The sequence below is a fragment of the Bacillus sp. EAC genome, assembly GCF_002156875.1.
In the GTDB taxonomy this organism is placed as follows: Bacteria; Bacillota; Bacilli; order Bacillales; family Bacillaceae_G; genus Gottfriedia.
The window spans coordinates 112480-129462 of record NZ_NCSY01000008.1; the positions used below are offsets into that span (position 1 = coordinate 112480).

The following is a 16983-nucleotide window of genomic DNA, read 5'->3' on the forward strand; positions in this document are numbered from 1 at the left end:
TTTTCTGTTTTAAATTTCGAAATTATTACAAATATAAACTTCAACTAAGGGTATGTGTTGAGAAATAGACTTAGATTGACTGTTAGGGGAGATTAGCTTCGTGATTGGTTTAATCGAACAATTTAACCAGTATAAAGATATTAAAAAAGTAATAAAGGGAATTAAGGATGGACTAAGAGAACAATTGGTTACAAACTTAACAGGATCTGCAAAAACTTTGTTGGCTGGTGCAGTTTTTAAAGAGACTGGAAAAACGCAGTTAATCGTAACAAATAATCTTCTTCAAGCTCAAAAAGTATTCGAGGATTTAAAATCGGTTGTAGGAAAAGATAAGATATTTTTATATCCAGCAAATGAACTTATTGCGTCTGAGATTGCCGTTTCAAGTCCAGAACTTAGATCGCAAAGATTAATAGCGTTAAATAGTTTAATGTCAAATAAAGCATCTATTATTGTAACACCTGTAGCCGGTGTTGTAGGATTCCTTCCTTCTCCCGAACTATGGGCTAGTTATCAACTTCACTTTGAATTAGGTGAAGAAATTGATTTACCTAATTTGATTTCACAGTTTGTTCAAATGGGATATGAGCGAGTTGGTATGGTTGAAAGTAAAGGTGAATTTAGTGTGCGAGGCGGGATTCTAGATATATATCCTTTAACGTACGAAGATCCGATAAGAATTGAATTGTTTGATACAGAAATTGATTCAATCCGTTCTTTTTCGCCAGATAACCAGAGATCGATTAATAAGTATGACCGTGTACAAATCGGACCAGCAACAGAAAGAATTGTATCAAAAACCGACTTACAATTAGGAGTTCAACGAATTGAAGACGCATTTAAAGCAACACTTTCTAAAGCAAGCGATAATCAACTAAAAGAAAATCTAATGGCAAAAGTATCTTATGACCTTGAGCAACTTAGACAAGGGCACTTAATCGATCAAATCTATAAATACTTTGGTCTAATCTATGAAAAACAATTTAGTTTACTAGATTATGTTTCTCAAGATTCAATTGTTGTTATTGATGAAATTTCACGAGTTAATGAAGTAGTTGAACAGCTGAAAAAAGATGAGGCCGAGTGGTATACATCTTTACTAGCTGAAGGAAATGCATTACAAGGCGTTACGTTTTCGCATGAATTCTTCCATTTACTTCAATCAAGAAAACGTCAACAAATTCATACAAGTCTTTTCCCACGTAGAATCCATCATACGCATCCTGAACAAGTTGTTTCGATTCAATGTAAGTCGATGCAAGAGTTTCATGGTCAAATGAATTTATTGAAGAATGAACTTGATCGATGGAAGAAAAATAAATACACCATTGTTATGCTTGGTGAAAGTGACGAGAGAACTTATAAAATAGAAAATATATTAGCAGATTATAAAATGGAAGGTAAGATTGTATCTTCCATCGAGCAAATAAAAAGCGGCGAAGTTTATATAATGAAAGGTGAACTCAATTCAGGCTTTGAGCTTCCGTTGGAAAAATTTGTACTCATAACTGAGAGAGAGCTTTTTACTAAAAAAGCGAAGAAACAAAAGAGAATTAATTCTAAATTATCAAACGCTGAGCGTATTAAAAATTACTCAGAGCTTAAAGTCGGGGATTATGTTGTACACGTGAATCACGGTATTGGTAAATTCCTTGGCATTGAGACGCTTGAGATAAATGGAATTCATAAAGATTATTTACACATACGATACCACGGAGAAGATAAATTATTTGTTCCAATCGAACAAATTGATCAAGTGCAAAAATATGTAGGTTCTGAAGGGAAAGAACCGAAAATTTATAAACTTGGTGGTACTGATTGGAAAAAGGTTAAGAAAAAAGTTGAAGGATCTGTCCAAGATATTGCAGACGACTTAATTAAATTGTATGCAGAGCGTGAAGCTTCAAAAGGATATGCTTTTTCTCCTGACGGTTTAGAACAACAAGAGTTTGAATCATCATTCCCATATCAAGAAACAGATGATCAGCTTCGTTCTATCCATGAAATTAAGAAGGATATGGAGAAGGAACGCCCAATGGATCGATTATTATGTGGTGATGTTGGATATGGAAAAACTGAAGTGGCTATTCGAGCAGCATTTAAAGCAATAGTTGAGGGGAAACAAGTAGCATTTTTAGTTCCAACTACAATTCTTGCTCAACAGCATTTTGAAACATTGCGAGAAAGATTTCAAGATTTCCCAATTAACATAGGTTTATTAAATCGTTTCCGTTCACGTAAGCAACAGTTAGAAACGATGAAAGGGTTAAAAGAGGGTTCGGTAGATATAGTCGTAGGTACGCATCGATTATTATCAAAGGATATTATCTATAAAGATTTAGGTTTGTTAATCATTGATGAAGAGCAACGTTTTGGTGTTTCTCATAAAGAAAAAATTAAACAACTTAAAGCAAATATAGATGTATTAACTTTAACTGCTACTCCAATACCTCGTACACTACATATGTCGATGCTTGGTGTAAGGGATTTATCAGTAATTGAGACACCCCCTGAAAACCGTTTCCCGGTTCAAACATATGTTGTGGAGTATAATGCTGCTTTAGTTAGAGAAGCGATCGAAAGAGAATTATCTCGTGACGGACAAATTTATTTCTTATATAACCGTGTTGAAGATATCGAACGTATGGCTGAACGAATTTCAATGCTTGTTCCTGATGCAAAGGTTGCCGTTGCACATGGTCGTATGAATGAGGGTGAACTAGAATCTGTAATGTACGGTTTCTTAGATGGACAATACGATGTCCTTGTCAGCACTACGATCATTGAAACAGGTGTTGATATTCCAAATGTAAATACACTGATTGTGTATGATGCAGATCGAATGGGGTTATCTACACTTTATCAATTAAGAGGACGAGTAGGCAGATCAAATCGCGTGGCATATGCGTACTTCACATATAAACAAGATAAAGTACTAACAGAAGTTGCAGAAAAACGTCTACAAGCGATTAAAGAATTTACTGAGCTTGGCTCTGGATTTAAAATCGCAATGCGAGACTTATCAATAAGAGGTGCTGGAAATCTACTTGGTGCCCAACAACATGGATTTATTGATTCTGTTGGATTTGATTTATATTCTCAAATGCTAAAAGATGCAATTGAGCAACGTAGAGGTATAAAGAAAGAAGATTTAATCACGATCGAAATCGACGTAGAGGTAGATGCGTATTTACCGGATACGTATATCCAGGATAGTAAGCAAAAAATTGAGATGTATAAGCAATTTAGACGTTTGGAATCATTTGAGGAATTAAACGATTTACAAGATGAATTGATGGATCGATTTGGAGAGTTTCCTTTAGAAGTCGGTTATTTATGTCAAATCGCACATATAAAACTGTTAGCAAATGCAGAGAAAATTGAGCTAATTAAACAAGTGAAGTCAGAAGTTAGTGTGTATTTCTCTGAACAAGCTAGTACAAATATCGATGGTGCTAAACTTTTCCAATTATGTAACTCATTTGGAAGAGGCATTGGACTTGGTATGGATGGTTCAAAATTAAAGATTTCTTTAGATATTAAAGGAAAGAAACCTGCTGACTGGTTAACTACACTAGAAGGATTAATAACAGGTCTAAAAAATGTGAAAAAAGAAAGTGTAAATGCTTAAAGAAAAGTGGATGCGCCTTGTTCAGCTCCGACAAGCATAAGACAAAGCCCGATAAAGGTTGCCTTTTACCTTAATCGGTCTTGGGCTTATGACCTCGAGGAGCTAGGCGCAGGAACTAGACAAATCGAAAAGTGGATGCGCCTTGTTCAGCTCCGACAAGCATAAGACAAAGCCCGATAAAGGTTGCCTTTTACCTTAATCGGACTTGGGCTTATGACCTCGAGGAGCTAGGCGCAGGAACTAGACAGATCGAAAAGTGGATGCGCCTTGTTCAGCTCCGACAAGGGTATCGAATAAGGGTTTTCTTACCCTTCTTTTAGGACTCGCTTATGTCCTCCTAAAGAGAAGTTGCCGGAATAACACTAATAGAAATTTACCAAAATGTGCTTTTACTACTATATTTTTAGTAAAGGTGTCAAAAAATCTCACTTATTTTGTATAGAACGGAAGTTGTGTAGGATACTATCATTAATTAAGGGTGACCTTACCTCATTGTCACTCAAGTATCTTTCATCAACGTAGACATGCAAGTAAGTGAGGAGGCGCTTTACAAGTATGAAAGCAACAGGTATTGTTCGTCGTATTGACGATTTAGGTCGAGTGGTTATACCAAAAGAAATTCGGAGAACTTTGCGTATTCGTGAAGGTGATCCATTAGAAATATTTGTTGATCGAGATGGAGAAGTTATCCTAAAGAAATATTCACCTATCAGTGAGTTAAGTGATTTTGCGAAGGAATATGCTGATGCACTATATGATACGCTAGGTCATACAGTCATAATTAGTGACAGAGATTCAGTAGTTGCGGTTTCAGGAGGTTCTAAGAAAGAATACTTAAACAAAAATATAGGTGATATTATTGAAAAAACTATGACTGAGCGCAACTCGAAAGTCGTAAGTGAGCCTGGAGAGGCATCATTTATCGAAAGTGTGATTGAAAAATATCAATCCTATGCTGTTGGGGCAGTTATAGCTAGTGGAGACCCAATTGGGGCTGTAGTAATCTTCTCCAAAGATAAAACAATAACAGAGGTTGAGAAAAAAGCCATCGACACAGCAACGAACTTCTTAGCTAGACAAATGGAACAGTAAAGAAAAGTATGGCGACTGTTTAGCTCTGACAAGCATAAGAATAATAGCATGGAAAGTGTTTTTTACTTTCCGTGTTCTTATGCCTCGAGAGGTTATGCGCCAGGACTAAATATCATGGTATCTTCTTTTCTTAAGGAAATTTCGAACTTAAAGATGGAGTAATACCAAAGAGCTAGTTCATAGTTAGAAAGTACAAAAATTGGACCATTCCTTTACCAAACTTGGCTAAGGAATGGTTTTTCTTTTGGCAACTCTTTACATAAACCCCAATAATGTAATACATTAAAGGTTGAACCGTCTATTAAAGGAGTTGTAATCCTTTTGCAAAAAGCTAAGCAGAAAGCAGCCCTACAAGGGGCTTTATTCATCACTATAGCATCACTATTATCAAAAGTATTAAGTGCGTTTTATAAAATTCCATATCAAAATATTGCTGGCGACTTAGGTTACTATATTTATCAGCAGGTATATCCGGTTTATGCTATTGCATTAGCTTTTTCTACCTATGGTTTTCCTTTAGTTCTATCATCTTACGTAGCAGAACGCTTGGCTAAAAAAGATGAGAAGGGTGCCAAGGAGCTGGTATATGCTACATTTTTGATGCTGTTATTAATCGGTACTGCTTGTTTTATGACGTTATACATAGGAAGTAATAGTATTGCGCATTTTATGCGAGATAGTCATTTAGCAATGCTTATTAGAGTAGTAAGTGTTGGCTTTTTATTTGTGCCTATTACATCAGCTTTTCGCGGGTATTATCAGGGATTAGGTGATATGGGACCTACATCAGTAAGCCAAGTAATAGAGCAATTATTTCGTGTAGTTACTATTCTAGTTTTATCAATTTATTTACTGCAAACAACAGATAATCTTTATATTGTTGGTGCAGGGGCTGTATCAGGATCTATTTTAGGAAGTATCGCAGCAATTTTATACTTCTTTTACTGGGTCTCTTTTAAAGGATCTGGTTTAACGATTCCTAAAATTAGCTTAGTAAAAACATACCGTTCAGAATTAAAGACGATTTTATATCAAGGAATTCTACTTAGTTTAAGTAGCTTAGTACTTGTATTCATTCAATTTATTGATTCGATTTCGTTTTATCCATTACTAGTACAATATGGTTACCATGTTGAGGGTGCAAAGTTAGTTAAAGGTATCTATGATCGTGGATTTCCTTTAATTCAGCTAGGGGCGGTCATTGCTTCATCATTCTCACTAGCATTAATTCCATATCTCTCAAGTGAATTAGTAAGAAAAGAGCACAATTCAATAAATAATCGAATTTCTGCGGCAATAAGAGTAAGTATCGTTGTAGGAGCTGCGGCAACAATCGGTTTAATTTCCATCATACATCCGACGAACATCATGCTTTATCGAAATGATTTAGGAACTGATGTCCTTTCCATTTTATGTATCTCAATCTTTTTTGCTGGTATTTCAATTACAACCTCATCAATTGCACAAGGACTAGGGAAAAGTTTAATTCCGGCCCTAAATGTATTTATTGGTGGGTGTGTAAAATTTATAGGAAATGTCATATTAATGGAGCAAATTGGCTCAAAAGGAGCGGCCTATTCAACTGTGTTTGCTTTGATTATCGTGACAATCTTGAATTTAGCTTATATTTATAAGTTGTCTAGAGTAACTTTTTTTGGCTTAAAGTTTATTGGAAAACTTCTCGTCGCGTTAGCAATTATGTACGCTAGTGTTTATGTATATGAAATTGTATTTGAGAAGTATGCGATGATTATTAATCCTCTTCGTTTACGAATGTTAGTCGAAGCGCTAACGTCAGCAACAGTAGGAGCAATTGTGTTTGCGATTGTGTTAATAAAAATTAAGTTATTTACGGTAGAAGAGTTAAGCTCATTAGTTAAAAGTAAAAAATTACAAAAATGGCTCTCTTAAACGAACAGGAGGAGCAAATATGAACACAATTACAGTCTTAGGTTTAGGTGCAGGTGATATTGAGCAGCTTCCACTTGGAATTTATAAAGTATTGCAAAAAACTGAAAATCTATTTTTACGAACAAAAGACCATCCTGTTATACAAGAATTACAAAATGAAGGACTGACATACCAATCTTTTGATGCTGTTTATGAGAAACATGATCGTTTTGAAGATGTATATTCAGAAATCGTTGACCGATTAATTGAAGCCTCAACACACACATCAATTACATATGCAGTACCAGGGCATCCTTTAGTAGCCGAAAAAACAGTACAACTATTAATTGAACTGGCTAACGAGGGGGAAATTCATTTAGACATTAAAGGTGGACAAAGCTTCTTAGACGCTATGTTTACTAGTTTGCAGATTGATCCGATTGAAGGGTTTCAATTTATCGATGCAACTGATTTGGAAAATGAATATATAACTTATAGACAACATCTAATTATTTGCCAAGTCTATGATCAAATGACTGCTTCTCATACAAAATTAAAATTGATGGAGCAGCTTCCGGACGATTACGAAGTGTATATTGTTACAGCAGCGGGTAGTAAGGAAGAAATAATTAGTAAAGTTCCGTTATTTGAGCTTGACCGTGATACGTCTATTAATAATCTAACAAGTGTATATATACCACCTGTTAAACATGAAGAGGATTTATATCATCAATTTGAAACGCTTCGTTCTGTTATTGCTACTTTAAGAGGACCAGACGGATGTCCTTGGGATCAGAAGCAAACACATGAGTCGTTAAAGAAATACTTATTAGAAGAAGCATATGAACTACTAGAGGCAATTGATGAGGAAGATGATGAACATATCATCGAAGAACTTGGTGATGTATTACTTCAGGTGATGCTTCATGCACAAATCGGTGAAGATGATGGATATTTCTCAATACAAGATGTGATTAAAGGATTAGTAAGTAAATTGATTTATCGTCATCCACACGTATTTGGAAACGTTCATGTTGAAAATGAAGATGAAGTTGTCCAAAACTGGCAGCAACTAAAAGAAGCTGAAAAAGGAAAAGACGTTGAATCAATCCTTTCAGGTATCCCGAAAGAACTTTCTGGATTATTAAAAGCAGAAAAGCTTCAAAGCAGGGCTGCAAAAGTAGGATTTGATTGGACCGAATTAACACCAGTAGTTGATAAAATAAAAGAAGAAATAGCTGAAGTTCTTGCAGCTATTGAGTTAAAAGATCAATCAAAAATTGAGGCAGAACTAGGTGATGTTCTTTTTAGTATTGTTAATCTAGCACGATTTATTGATGTAAATCCTGAGGAAGCAATTTTAAAAACAAATTCGAAATTCACTAAGCGCTTCCAATTTATTGAATCAAGGCTAGGAGAAATGAATAAGTCATTTTCAGATGTATCTCTCGAGGAAATGGATGAGATATGGAATGAAGCTAAGAAGTTCGACTAATTTTTATGAAGGTTCTTTTCTAAAATGTTGTTGTTTTTTATATAGGCTTTGTTAAATTAAACTTTAATAAAGAAGATGATTGGAACGGAAGGTGCGAGACTACTGTGGGAGTTGCGGGACAGGTGAGACCCCGCAGGCGCGTATGCGCCGAGGAGGCTAAAGCAGCGCCCCACGAAAAGCGAGCATCCTGGAGTGGAAATCTAGAAAACTCCATGTTAAATAGAGCAATGAAATAAAAAGCGAGGAGTATTTATTATGAGACTTGATAAATTTTTAAAAGTGTCGAGAATTATTAAACGTCGTACACTTGCTAAAGAGGTAGCGGATCAAGGTAGAATTACAATTAATGGTACAGTTGCGAAAGCATCTACAGAAGTTAAAGTAGGTGACGAATTAAAAATTCGCTTTGGACAAAAAATTGTTACAGCAAAAGTGAATTTGTTAAAAGAAACCGTTCGTAAAGAAGAAGCAGATGCAATGTTTACGATTGTTGGCGAAGAAAAACTAACAGATAGCTTGTTCTAAAAATCTTGTCCCTTCATATACTTGTACAAATAAAACTGTATTATTTTAAAAATTACAGTCTATGTAAATGGAGGGACGATATGAATAATCCATATGAGCTAAATGCGAAGAGTTCAAGCCAAATAGTAGAACAGGATTTAGCGTTAAAAAGTAGAAGATACCTAGAAATAACAGGAGTAAAACAAGTAGAGAGTTTTGATAGTGAAGAATTCTTATTAGAAACGGCTTTAGGATTTTTGCATATTAAAGGTCATAATTTGCAAATGAAAAACCTCGATGTTGAAAAAGGTAATGTAGCCATAAAAGGGAAAATTAACGAATTAATCTATATTGATGAATACAATTCGGGGAAAGCTAAAGGAATCTTTAGCAAACTATTTAAATGAGCTTAAATGTTCAGTTTTACTCTATGGTTGCGATGGTTGGTATGGGTGCTTACCTTGGTATGGCGCTAGATACATACCATCGCTTTTTGTATCGAGGTAAAAGTAATAAATTTATCGTTTTTGGCACAGATATACTATTTTGGATCCTACAGGGATTACTAGTTTTCTATGTTCTATATTTAGTGAATGAAGGCGCATTAAGATTTTATTTATTATTAGCTTTACTATGTGGTTATGCTGCGTATAAAAGTTTGCTCCAATCGATTTATAAAAGAATATTAGAATTTATGATACAATTAGTTATTAGGATTTATTTGATTACCGTGAAGTTAATAAAAATCTTTATTATCATACCGATTAAATGGCTTATACACGTAATTATTTTAATTCTATTATTTATTTATAGTGTCCTTATTCGACTAATCCGTTTACTTTACAACTTCGTCCTATCAATTTTATTGTTTTTCGTCAGAGTATGTTGGTTTTTTGTGCCAAAACGAGTCAAAAACTTTTTAGCACGTTATAAAGGAGTTTTCGGAAAATTCAAGAATATCTTCCTTACTACTATTAAAAAAGTAAAAGATCTTTTAGATAGGAGGAAGAAATAGATGGAGCATGCTAGAAAATTAGATTTAACTAGCCAAGTTCAACCTAAGCAAAATATTGTTTTAGTTGAGGAACAATTTGTGACTCCGAAGAAAAGGAGTTTTAAAAAGTTTTTAATGCGTGTTTCATTATTCTTCATTTTTGCGGTTCCCCTTATTGTATTATTACAATCTCAGTTTCAAACTCAACAACATATTTATTCATCAAAAATGAATCAATTAAAACAAGTAAAAACAGATTTAGAAAAGACTAAAAGTGAAGTGAAGGATTCAAAACAATTAATTGATCAATTAAGTAACGATGAGTATATTATTGAAATTGCTCGGAAAAATTTATTTTTTTCAAAAGAAGGAGAAATAATCTTTCCCAATATTAAGTAATTATCGTTTCATTGACACGTGTTTTTATTATTTTATATAATATAGTAAATCCAGTTAAACAACTTAAGGAGGAGCATTTTTTTTATGTCAATTGAGGTAGGCAGCAAAGTTAGTGGGAAAGTTACAGGAATTACAAATTTTGGTGCTTTCGTAGAGTTACCAGAGGGAGTAACTGGACTTGTTCACATTAGTGAAGTAGCTGACAACTATGTTAAAGATATTAACGAACATTTAAAAGTTGGCGATGAAGTTGAAGTAAAAGTAATCAATGTTGAAAAAGACGGTAAAATCGGTCTTTCAATTAAAAAAGCGAAAGAACGTCCGCCAGTTAAAGAGGGAGAGCGTGAGCAAAGACCTCGCACAAGCAGACCTTCATACGGTGGTGGTAACGGTGGAGGAAACCGTGGCAAAAACCAAAACCGATCAGATCAACGTCCGGTTAAAGAAACATTTGATCAAAAAATGAGTAAATTTTTAAAAGACAGTGAAGATCGCCTAGCTTCTTTAAAACGTAACACAGAATCTAAGCGCGGTGGTCGTGGAGCTCGTCGAGGTTAATTTGCTACCTTGTCAGGACATAAATGATTATATAGAACACGCACTCATTAGTTGAGTGCGTTTTTGTATGTTTAATATAAGTAAAAATAATCTATTAATCTGTAGAAAAAACTGTTGACGTGTAAAATTGCCCATGTTAAGATAAAAATTGTCGTTTGAAGATAATGGCGGTGTAGCTCAGCTGGCTAGAGCGTACGGTTCATACCCGTGAGGTCGGGGGTTCGACTCCCTCCGCCGCTACCATTCCTTTTGACGGCCCGTTGGTCAAGCGGTTAAGACACCGCCCTTTCACGGCGGTAACACGGGTTCGAATCCCGTACGGGTCATACTTTTAGAAAAGAACGTCTAGTCTCTTAAAAGAGCTAGACGTTTTTTTGTCGTCCATTTCTATTTTTTATTTCATACAATTTCAACAATATACATTAACGGAATATTAAACTTCATTTTAGAACGATCTGATCTCATTAGTTTTCAGTTTATTCAGATTTTTTATAGACATATTATTTATAAAATGCGTTGGTTTTACTTGATTAGAGCAATTCTGATGATGGTATTACTCATATTTTGTAAAACAGTTGTAGCTTAAAGATTATATCGTCGAAGAAATCTTTGATTTTACTATGTCATTTTGACATTTTATTGCAATGGGACAAGTTAAAATATGGACAATAAAACAATTCGGATGGGGTGGAAAAATGACTAAACTACAAAGAGGGGCAACTAATACTACAACAAACTTGTTCCCTACGAGCGGATTTCAATCTATTTTTAGTAAATCTTCTAAATCAATAAAACCTAAATTAGAAAGAGCGTTATTCGACTGGGGACTATTAATCTTTTTGACTGGATTTTTGCTTGGACGAGCGCTGATCTTATCTCATATTCTACCTTTCGTATTACCTTTCTTTGCTTCAGTATATATGATGAAGCGAGAACGGACAGGGGTTGCATTTGTAGCTTTAATGTTAGGAGCAGTGACGGTATCGATTGAAACTGCTGCTTACGCATTTTCCACAGTCATCTTATTTTTTATCCTCAATATTTTCTTCTCGAGAGTGAAACGACATTATGTAGGTCTCGTCCCATTTCAAGTATTTCTATCAGTTTTTATTAGTCATCTTTTAATAGCATACGCTTTCCAACAGGAAGTTCTAATGTACGATGTTTTAATGGCTTCAGTTGAAGCCGGACTAAGCTTTATATTAACGATGATATTTTTTCAAAGTGTACCGTTATTGGCAATTCCTAAAAGAAAGCAACTTTTAGGGGTCGAAGAAATTGTTTGTTTAGTAATACTTTTAGCTTCGGTTGTGACGGGGACAACTGACTGGTATATCCAAGACTTATCAATTCAACATATTGTGACTAGATATATTGTTTTACTATTTGCTTTTGCAGCTGGAGGAACCGTTGGTTGTACGGTAGGTGTTGTAACGGGATTAATACTAAGTCTAGCAAGTGTATCAAGTCTATATCAAATGAGTTTATTAGCATTCTCCGGGTTACTAGGAGGTTTATTAAAAGAAGGTAAACGTTTAGGAGCATCAGCTGGCTTATTAATTGGAACATGTTTAATTAGCTTTTATGCGGAAAAGCAATCGGATATTATCTTTTCAATAATCGAATCAGGCATTGCAATTCTTTTATTTTTACTAACACCATCACTACTTTTAAAACAATTAGCTAAATTAGTGCCAGGTACTGAAGAGCACTCTACAGATCAGCAACAATATTTGCGTAAAATAAGAGATTTAACTGCGAATCGAATTACTCAATTTTCAAATGTATTCGAAGCTTTATCAGCAAGTTTTTCTCAACCGAGTCAATTTGCAAAAATTGAAGATGAATTAACAGATGAAGAGTTATTTATTTGTAGTATTTCAAATAAATGCTGTAATAGTTGTTTGAAAAAGGATCATTGTTGGTCGAATCATGGTGACCGAACGTATCAATACATGGAAAATATGATGGATTTAGTTGAAAAGGACAAGCTCATCAAAAATGGCCAATTTATGAGAGATTGGGAAAAGTATTGTCAACGCTCATCAAAAATGGCTGATTTAATGAAGCAAGAAGTATTTTATTTCCGCGCGAATCAGAGATTAAAAAAGCAAGTACAAGAAAGTAGAAGACTAGTCGCGGAACAATTAAGAGGAGTTTCTAAAGTAATGGTTGATTTTGCACAAGAAATTCAACGTGAAAAAGAAAACCATCAGCTACAAGAAGAGCAGATCCTTCAAGCACTATTAAATTTTGGAATAGATGTAAGCCAAGTGGAAATTTATAACTTAGAGCAAGGAAATATTGATATCGATATTTTAATTCCATTTGAAAATGAGTATGGCGAGTGCCAAAAATTAATTGCTCCTATACTTTCGGATATTTTAAAAGAAACAATTGTTGTTTTAAAAGAAGAATCGGCTAAAATACCAAATGGTAATTACTTAGTTACATTTGGTTCAGATAAAGCATTTATCATTGAAACGGGAGTGGCAACTGCAGCAAAAGGTGGCGGTTTTATTTCTGGAGACGCATTTAAAATTATGGATGTAGGCGCGGGGAAACATGCTATCGCAATAAGTGATGGAATGGGAAACGGAGAACGCGCGCATATAGAAAGTAATGAAACACTTAAGTTATTACAAAAAATACTAAACTCAGGTATTGAAGAAACCGTTGCTATTAAATCTATCAATTCAATTCTATCATTGCGTACGACAGAAGAAGTGTTTGCTACTTTAGATTTAGCAATGGTTGATTTACATGACGCATCTGCAAAGTTTTTGAAAATAGGTTCTTCTCCAAGTTTTGTTAAGCGAGGAAAACAAGTTATTAAAGTAGAAGGTAGTAATCTTCCAATTGGCATCATTGATGATTTTGATGTAGAGGTTGTAAGCGAGCAATTGAAAGCAGGAGATTTGTTAATTATGATGAGCGATGGAATTTTCGAAGGACCAAGACATGTCGAAAACTATGAAATGTGGATGAAACGAAAAATAAGTGAGTTAGAGACAGATGATCCTCAAGCGGTAGCTGAGCTGCTTCTAGAAGAGGTAATTCGTTCGAACACAGGAGATATAAATGACGATATGACAGTGGTAGTAGCAGTTGTAAAACAAAATATGCCTCAATGGACGTCTATTTCATCATATAGTGCGATGGCATAGTAAAAAAATAAATGTTTATCCCCTCCCAAATTTGGACAAGATGGTAACAACTTTTATGCGGAGGGGATTAAGTATGTATAAGGGAAAATTAAAGCAAATTTTATTAATTACGGATGGCTATTCAAATCATGGTGAGGATCCTTTAGCAGTCTCAAGTCTAGCTAAAGAATATGGAATTACAGTGAATGTAATTGGCATATTAGATGAACAAGTTAAAAGCGGAGACGGATTAAAGGAAATAGAAGAAATCGCTAAAGCTGGTGGGGGAATCAGTCAAATTGTCTATACGAAGCAACTTTCACAGACAGTACAAATGGTTACTAGAAAAGCTATGACTCAAACTATTCAAGGTTTTGTAAATAAGGAATTAAAGCAAATATTAGGTTCAAATAACTCAATCGAATCATTACCACCATCTAAACGTGAAGAAGTTTACGAGGTTGTAGAAGATATTGGTGAGACTGTGAGTTTAGAAGTTATTATATTAGTAGATACAAGTGCTAGTATGAAAGATAAATTAGAAACGGTTAAAGAATCGTTATTTGATTTACAAATTAGTTTAAACTCTCGAACTGGTGATAATGCATATTCGTTGTTTATATTTCCAGGGAAACACAACGATGTAGATAAATTGCTCGACTGGACACCGAAATTAGAGAAATTGAATACAATTTTCCCAAGGTTAACCATGGGAGGAATGACACCTACTGGTCCAGCTTTACGAGAAGCATTGAATTATTTTAATGACCAAAAGTATAGTAGAGGTAATTACAATGGCGATGATGAACAATCAATTGAATGGGCAGATTAATTTAGCAGCAGGTACCCTCATTACAGGGAAGTGGAATAAAAATCAATATAAGATTAAAGGCTTACTTGGCAATGGGGCAAATGGAACGGTATATTTAGCTGTATCGAAAGACGGAGAAGTTGCTTTGAAAATGAGCAAAGAGTCCACAAATATTACAAATGAAGTGAATGTTCTTAAAAAAATCACACAGGTCCAGGATACTTTCCTTGGACCTTCTTTTATAGATGTCGATGATTATATTAATCCATATACTAGAGAAAATTATTATTTTTATGTAATGGAATATGTTAAGGGTGTAAGTTTACCGAAATTTATTGAACGGAACGGGATGGAATGGAGTAGTATTTTTATCATTCAATTACTGTCTTTATTAGATCAACTTCATAATAAAGGATATATTTTTGGAGATTTAAAAACAGATAATTTACTTGTTACGAATGAACCGTATAAAATTCAGTGGATTGATTTTGGTGGAGTTACTCAAATGGGTCGGGCTGTTAAGGAATTCACGGAATTTTTTGATCGTGGATATTGGGGACTAGGCTCGAGAAAAGCTGAAATATCTTATGACTTATTTTCGATTGCAATGATTTTTATTCATTTACATTGCAAAAAACAATTTTTAAAAAATGGACAAGGTATAAAACAAATTGAACAGATGATTAATCAAACTGAATCACTAAAGCCATATAAAGAGTTTCTTTTAAAAGGGTTAAAAGGCGAATATACTTCGGCTAAAGAAATGAAACAATCCTTATTAATGTATGAACAAAAAATAACTGCAAATAAAAAGAAAATGAATAGTAGACCGCAAACTGCAAATTCTCAAATTGGGAATGGTAATCAAACGAGACAAACAACGATGAGGTCAAATGTGAAAGTAAGTCCAAAGAAAAAAAGAAGTCATTGGTTTGAGACTTCTACTATTCTTTTATTGCTAGGTTTGGCTTATGCTTTATATTTTTATTATCAGCTTTAAAAATAGTACTCCAAGTGTAGTAATGTTAACATATAGATATAATTTTCTTTTTCATTAGGAGTAGGAATAATGGTTATTAATACATTAAAGGATTTCATTAAACAAAATAGTATCCAGTCCAGTAGTATAATTGTGATTGGTGTTTCTGGTGGGCCAGATTCAATGGCATTGGCACACTCTTTTTTATCTATTAAAGATGAATACGACTTTAAGCTGATTATAGCTCATGTCGATCATATGTTTAGAGGTCAGGAATCGTTAGAAGATCTAGAATATGTAAGCAAGTGGTGTGAGATGAATTCAATTCAGTTTGAAGGTGGAAGACTGAATGTAAATAAATTTATTGAGGAATCAGGTTTAAGTAGTCAACAAGCGGCTAGAGAATGCCGTTATCGTTTTTTTGGTGATATCATGAAAAAATACGAGGCTAACTATTTAGCACTAGGACATCATGGTGAAGACCAGATAGAGACCATTTTAATGAGGTTAGTAAGAGGTAGTTCAACTATTGGATATGCAGGTATTAGGGAGAAACGTTCTTTTAGTAATGGTGAAATTTTGAGACCGTTTTTAGAATTAAGAAAACAAGACCTCATTCATTATTGTCGGGAACAGGGTATTATCCCACGCATAGACCCATCTAATGAAAAAGATGTATATACTAGAAACAGGTTTAGACATAATATGCTGCCGTTTATTTTTGAGGAAAATCCGACAGCTCAAAAAAGATTTCAACAATTCAGTAGACACCAAGTGGAAGACGAACTGTATTTAATGGAATTAACTAAAGATAAATTGAATACAGTTATAAAAAATAAACAAAAACAAGCAGTAACAATCGATATATCACAGTTTTTAAAAATGCCTATATCTTTACAAAGAAGATGTATTCAACTAATATTAGAATATGTTTACCTACATATACCTAATGGCTTGACACAAGGACATATAAATTCAATTTTGACGTTGTTGATTAACGGGAAAACAGCTTGGGAACAGCATTTACCTGAAGGTCTGTTCGTATATCGCTCATATAATGATTGCACGTTTACATTCGAACCTATGAATGTGAAACATTATACTATTTCAATTACCGAGCCAGGTGTTTATCCTATTTCGAATGATTTTTCAATTAAAGTTGAATTGACTAATAAAAGTCTGGAGCCGAAAAACGATACGTTTGTTTGTTCAATAAAGGATGTATCTTTTCCACTCATCGTTCGAAATCGAAAGAATGGTGATCGAATGTCATTAAAGGGTATGAATGGGTCAAAAAAGATAAAAGATATATTTATTGACGAAAAAATGAAACAATCATTACGTGATGAATGGCCAATTGTTACGGATAGTCTAAATAATATTTTATGGATACCGTTCGTAAAAAAATCTGCTTTTGAAAGAAACTTTTCAACAGATGAGTCACTCATTGCAATACAGGTGGTTTCAAAGAGTTTCTAGGAGGA

General features: G+C 34.2%; 13 protein-coding genes and 2 tRNA genes. All 15 read left to right on the top strand.

Features of this window, described 5'->3' with window-relative positions; genetic code table 11:
* The first annotated feature begins 100 nt into the window (after positions 1–100).
* The 15 genes from mfd (at position 101) to tilS (ending at position 16978) form a co-directional block, all read left to right on the top strand.
* Positions 101–3631: a transcription-repair coupling factor gene (gene mfd / locus B7R65_RS14670; protein ID WP_088043540.1), complete on the top strand. Its 3531-nt coding sequence runs from the start codon at positions 101–103 to the stop codon at positions 3629–3631.
* Between the two features lie 555 nt (positions 3632–4186).
* Positions 4187–4723 (top strand): stage V sporulation protein T, encoded by a 537-nt coding sequence (gene spoVT / locus B7R65_RS14675; RefSeq protein WP_088043541.1) that lies wholly within the window; start codon positions 4187–4189, stop codon positions 4721–4723.
* Between the two features lie 321 nt (positions 4724–5044).
* Positions 5045–6634 (top strand): putative polysaccharide biosynthesis protein, encoded by a 1590-nt coding sequence (locus tag B7R65_RS14680; protein WP_088043542.1) that lies wholly within the window; start codon positions 5045–5047, stop codon positions 6632–6634.
* A gap of 19 nt (positions 6635–6653) precedes the next feature.
* Positions 6654–8108 carry a bifunctional methyltransferase/pyrophosphohydrolase YabN gene (yabN, locus tag B7R65_RS14685; protein WP_088043543.1) on the top strand — a complete coding sequence of 485 codons (1455 nt, stop codon included), beginning with the start codon at positions 6654–6656 and terminating at the stop codon, positions 8106–8108.
* A gap of 255 nt (positions 8109–8363) precedes the next feature.
* A complete protein-coding gene (locus B7R65_RS14690; RefSeq protein WP_088043544.1) occupies positions 8364–8633 on the top strand; it encodes an RNA-binding S4 domain-containing protein in 270 nt (89 codons plus the stop codon).
* An 80-nt stretch (positions 8634–8713) separates the two neighbouring features.
* A complete protein-coding gene (gene yabP, locus B7R65_RS14695) occupies positions 8714–9019 on the top strand; it encodes a sporulation protein YabP (RefSeq protein WP_088043545.1) in 306 nt (101 codons plus the stop codon).
* Positions 9016–9627 (top strand): spore cortex biosynthesis protein YabQ, encoded by a 612-nt coding sequence (yabQ, locus tag B7R65_RS14700; RefSeq protein ID WP_088043546.1) that lies wholly within the window; start codon positions 9016–9018, stop codon positions 9625–9627. The genes yabP and yabQ overlap by 4 nt, the downstream gene beginning before the upstream one ends.
* Positions 9628–10005 carry an FtsB family cell division protein gene (locus B7R65_RS14705; protein WP_088043547.1) on the top strand — a complete coding sequence of 126 codons (378 nt, stop codon included), beginning with the start codon at positions 9628–9630 and terminating at the stop codon, positions 10003–10005. It begins immediately after the preceding gene.
* A gap of 84 nt (positions 10006–10089) precedes the next feature.
* Positions 10090–10563 (top strand): S1 domain-containing RNA-binding protein, encoded by a 474-nt coding sequence (locus B7R65_RS14710; RefSeq protein WP_088043548.1) that lies wholly within the window; start codon positions 10090–10092, stop codon positions 10561–10563.
* Between the two features lie 166 nt (positions 10564–10729).
* Positions 10730–10806: transfer RNA gene (locus tag B7R65_RS14715), tRNA-Met, on the top strand.
* Positions 10807–10817: 11 nt separating this feature from the next.
* Positions 10818–10889: transfer RNA gene (locus tag B7R65_RS14720), tRNA-Glu, on the top strand.
* Positions 10890–11258: 369 nt separating this feature from the next.
* Positions 11259–13730, top strand: a complete 2472-nt coding sequence (gene spoIIE / locus B7R65_RS14725; RefSeq protein WP_088043549.1) for a stage II sporulation protein E — start codon at positions 11259–11261, stop codon at positions 13728–13730.
* 55 nt (positions 13731–13785) lie between these two features.
* Entirely contained in the window at positions 13786–14541 is a 756-nt protein-coding gene (locus B7R65_RS14730) for a vWA domain-containing protein (RefSeq protein WP_373419588.1), read from the top strand.
* Positions 14474–15520, top strand: coding sequence for a protein kinase domain-containing protein (locus B7R65_RS14735; protein WP_088043551.1), 1047 nt, complete (start codon positions 14474–14476; stop codon positions 15518–15520). Before B7R65_RS14730 ends, B7R65_RS14735 begins: the two co-directional genes overlap by 68 nt.
* A 69-nt stretch (positions 15521–15589) precedes the next feature.
* Positions 15590–16978 (top strand): tRNA lysidine(34) synthetase TilS, encoded by a 1389-nt coding sequence (gene tilS, locus B7R65_RS14740; protein WP_088043552.1) that lies wholly within the window; start codon positions 15590–15592, stop codon positions 16976–16978.
* The last annotated feature ends 5 nt before the right edge of the window (positions 16979–16983 follow it).

What these genes read in the sequence shown, in the direction of transcription:
- spoIIE (WP_088043549.1), top strand. Translation starts at nt 11,259, where the DNA reads ATGACTAAACTACAAAGAGGGGCAACTAATACTACAACAAACTTGTTC.
- B7R65_RS14730 (WP_373419588.1), top strand. Translation starts at nt 13,786, where the DNA reads ATGCGGAGGGGATTAAGTATGTATAAGGGAAAATTAAAGCAAATTTTA.
- tilS (WP_088043552.1), top strand. Translation starts at nt 15,590, where the DNA reads ATGGTTATTAATACATTAAAGGATTTCATTAAACAAAATAGTATCCAG.
- B7R65_RS14710 (WP_088043548.1), top strand. Translation starts at nt 10,090, where the DNA reads ATGTCAATTGAGGTAGGCAGCAAAGTTAGTGGGAAAGTTACAGGAATT.
- yabP (WP_088043545.1), top strand. Translation starts at nt 8,714, where the DNA reads ATGAATAATCCATATGAGCTAAATGCGAAGAGTTCAAGCCAAATAGTA.
- yabQ (WP_088043546.1), top strand. Translation starts at nt 9,016, where the DNA reads ATGAGCTTAAATGTTCAGTTTTACTCTATGGTTGCGATGGTTGGTATG.
- B7R65_RS14735 (WP_088043551.1), top strand. Translation starts at nt 14,474, where the DNA reads ATGACCAAAAGTATAGTAGAGGTAATTACAATGGCGATGATGAACAAT.
- spoVT (WP_088043541.1), top strand. Translation starts at nt 4,187, where the DNA reads ATGAAAGCAACAGGTATTGTTCGTCGTATTGACGATTTAGGTCGAGTG.
- B7R65_RS14690 (WP_088043544.1), top strand. Translation starts at nt 8,364, where the DNA reads ATGAGACTTGATAAATTTTTAAAAGTGTCGAGAATTATTAAACGTCGT.
- yabN (WP_088043543.1), top strand. Translation starts at nt 6,654, where the DNA reads ATGAACACAATTACAGTCTTAGGTTTAGGTGCAGGTGATATTGAGCAG.
- B7R65_RS14705 (WP_088043547.1), top strand. Translation starts at nt 9,628, where the DNA reads ATGGAGCATGCTAGAAAATTAGATTTAACTAGCCAAGTTCAACCTAAG.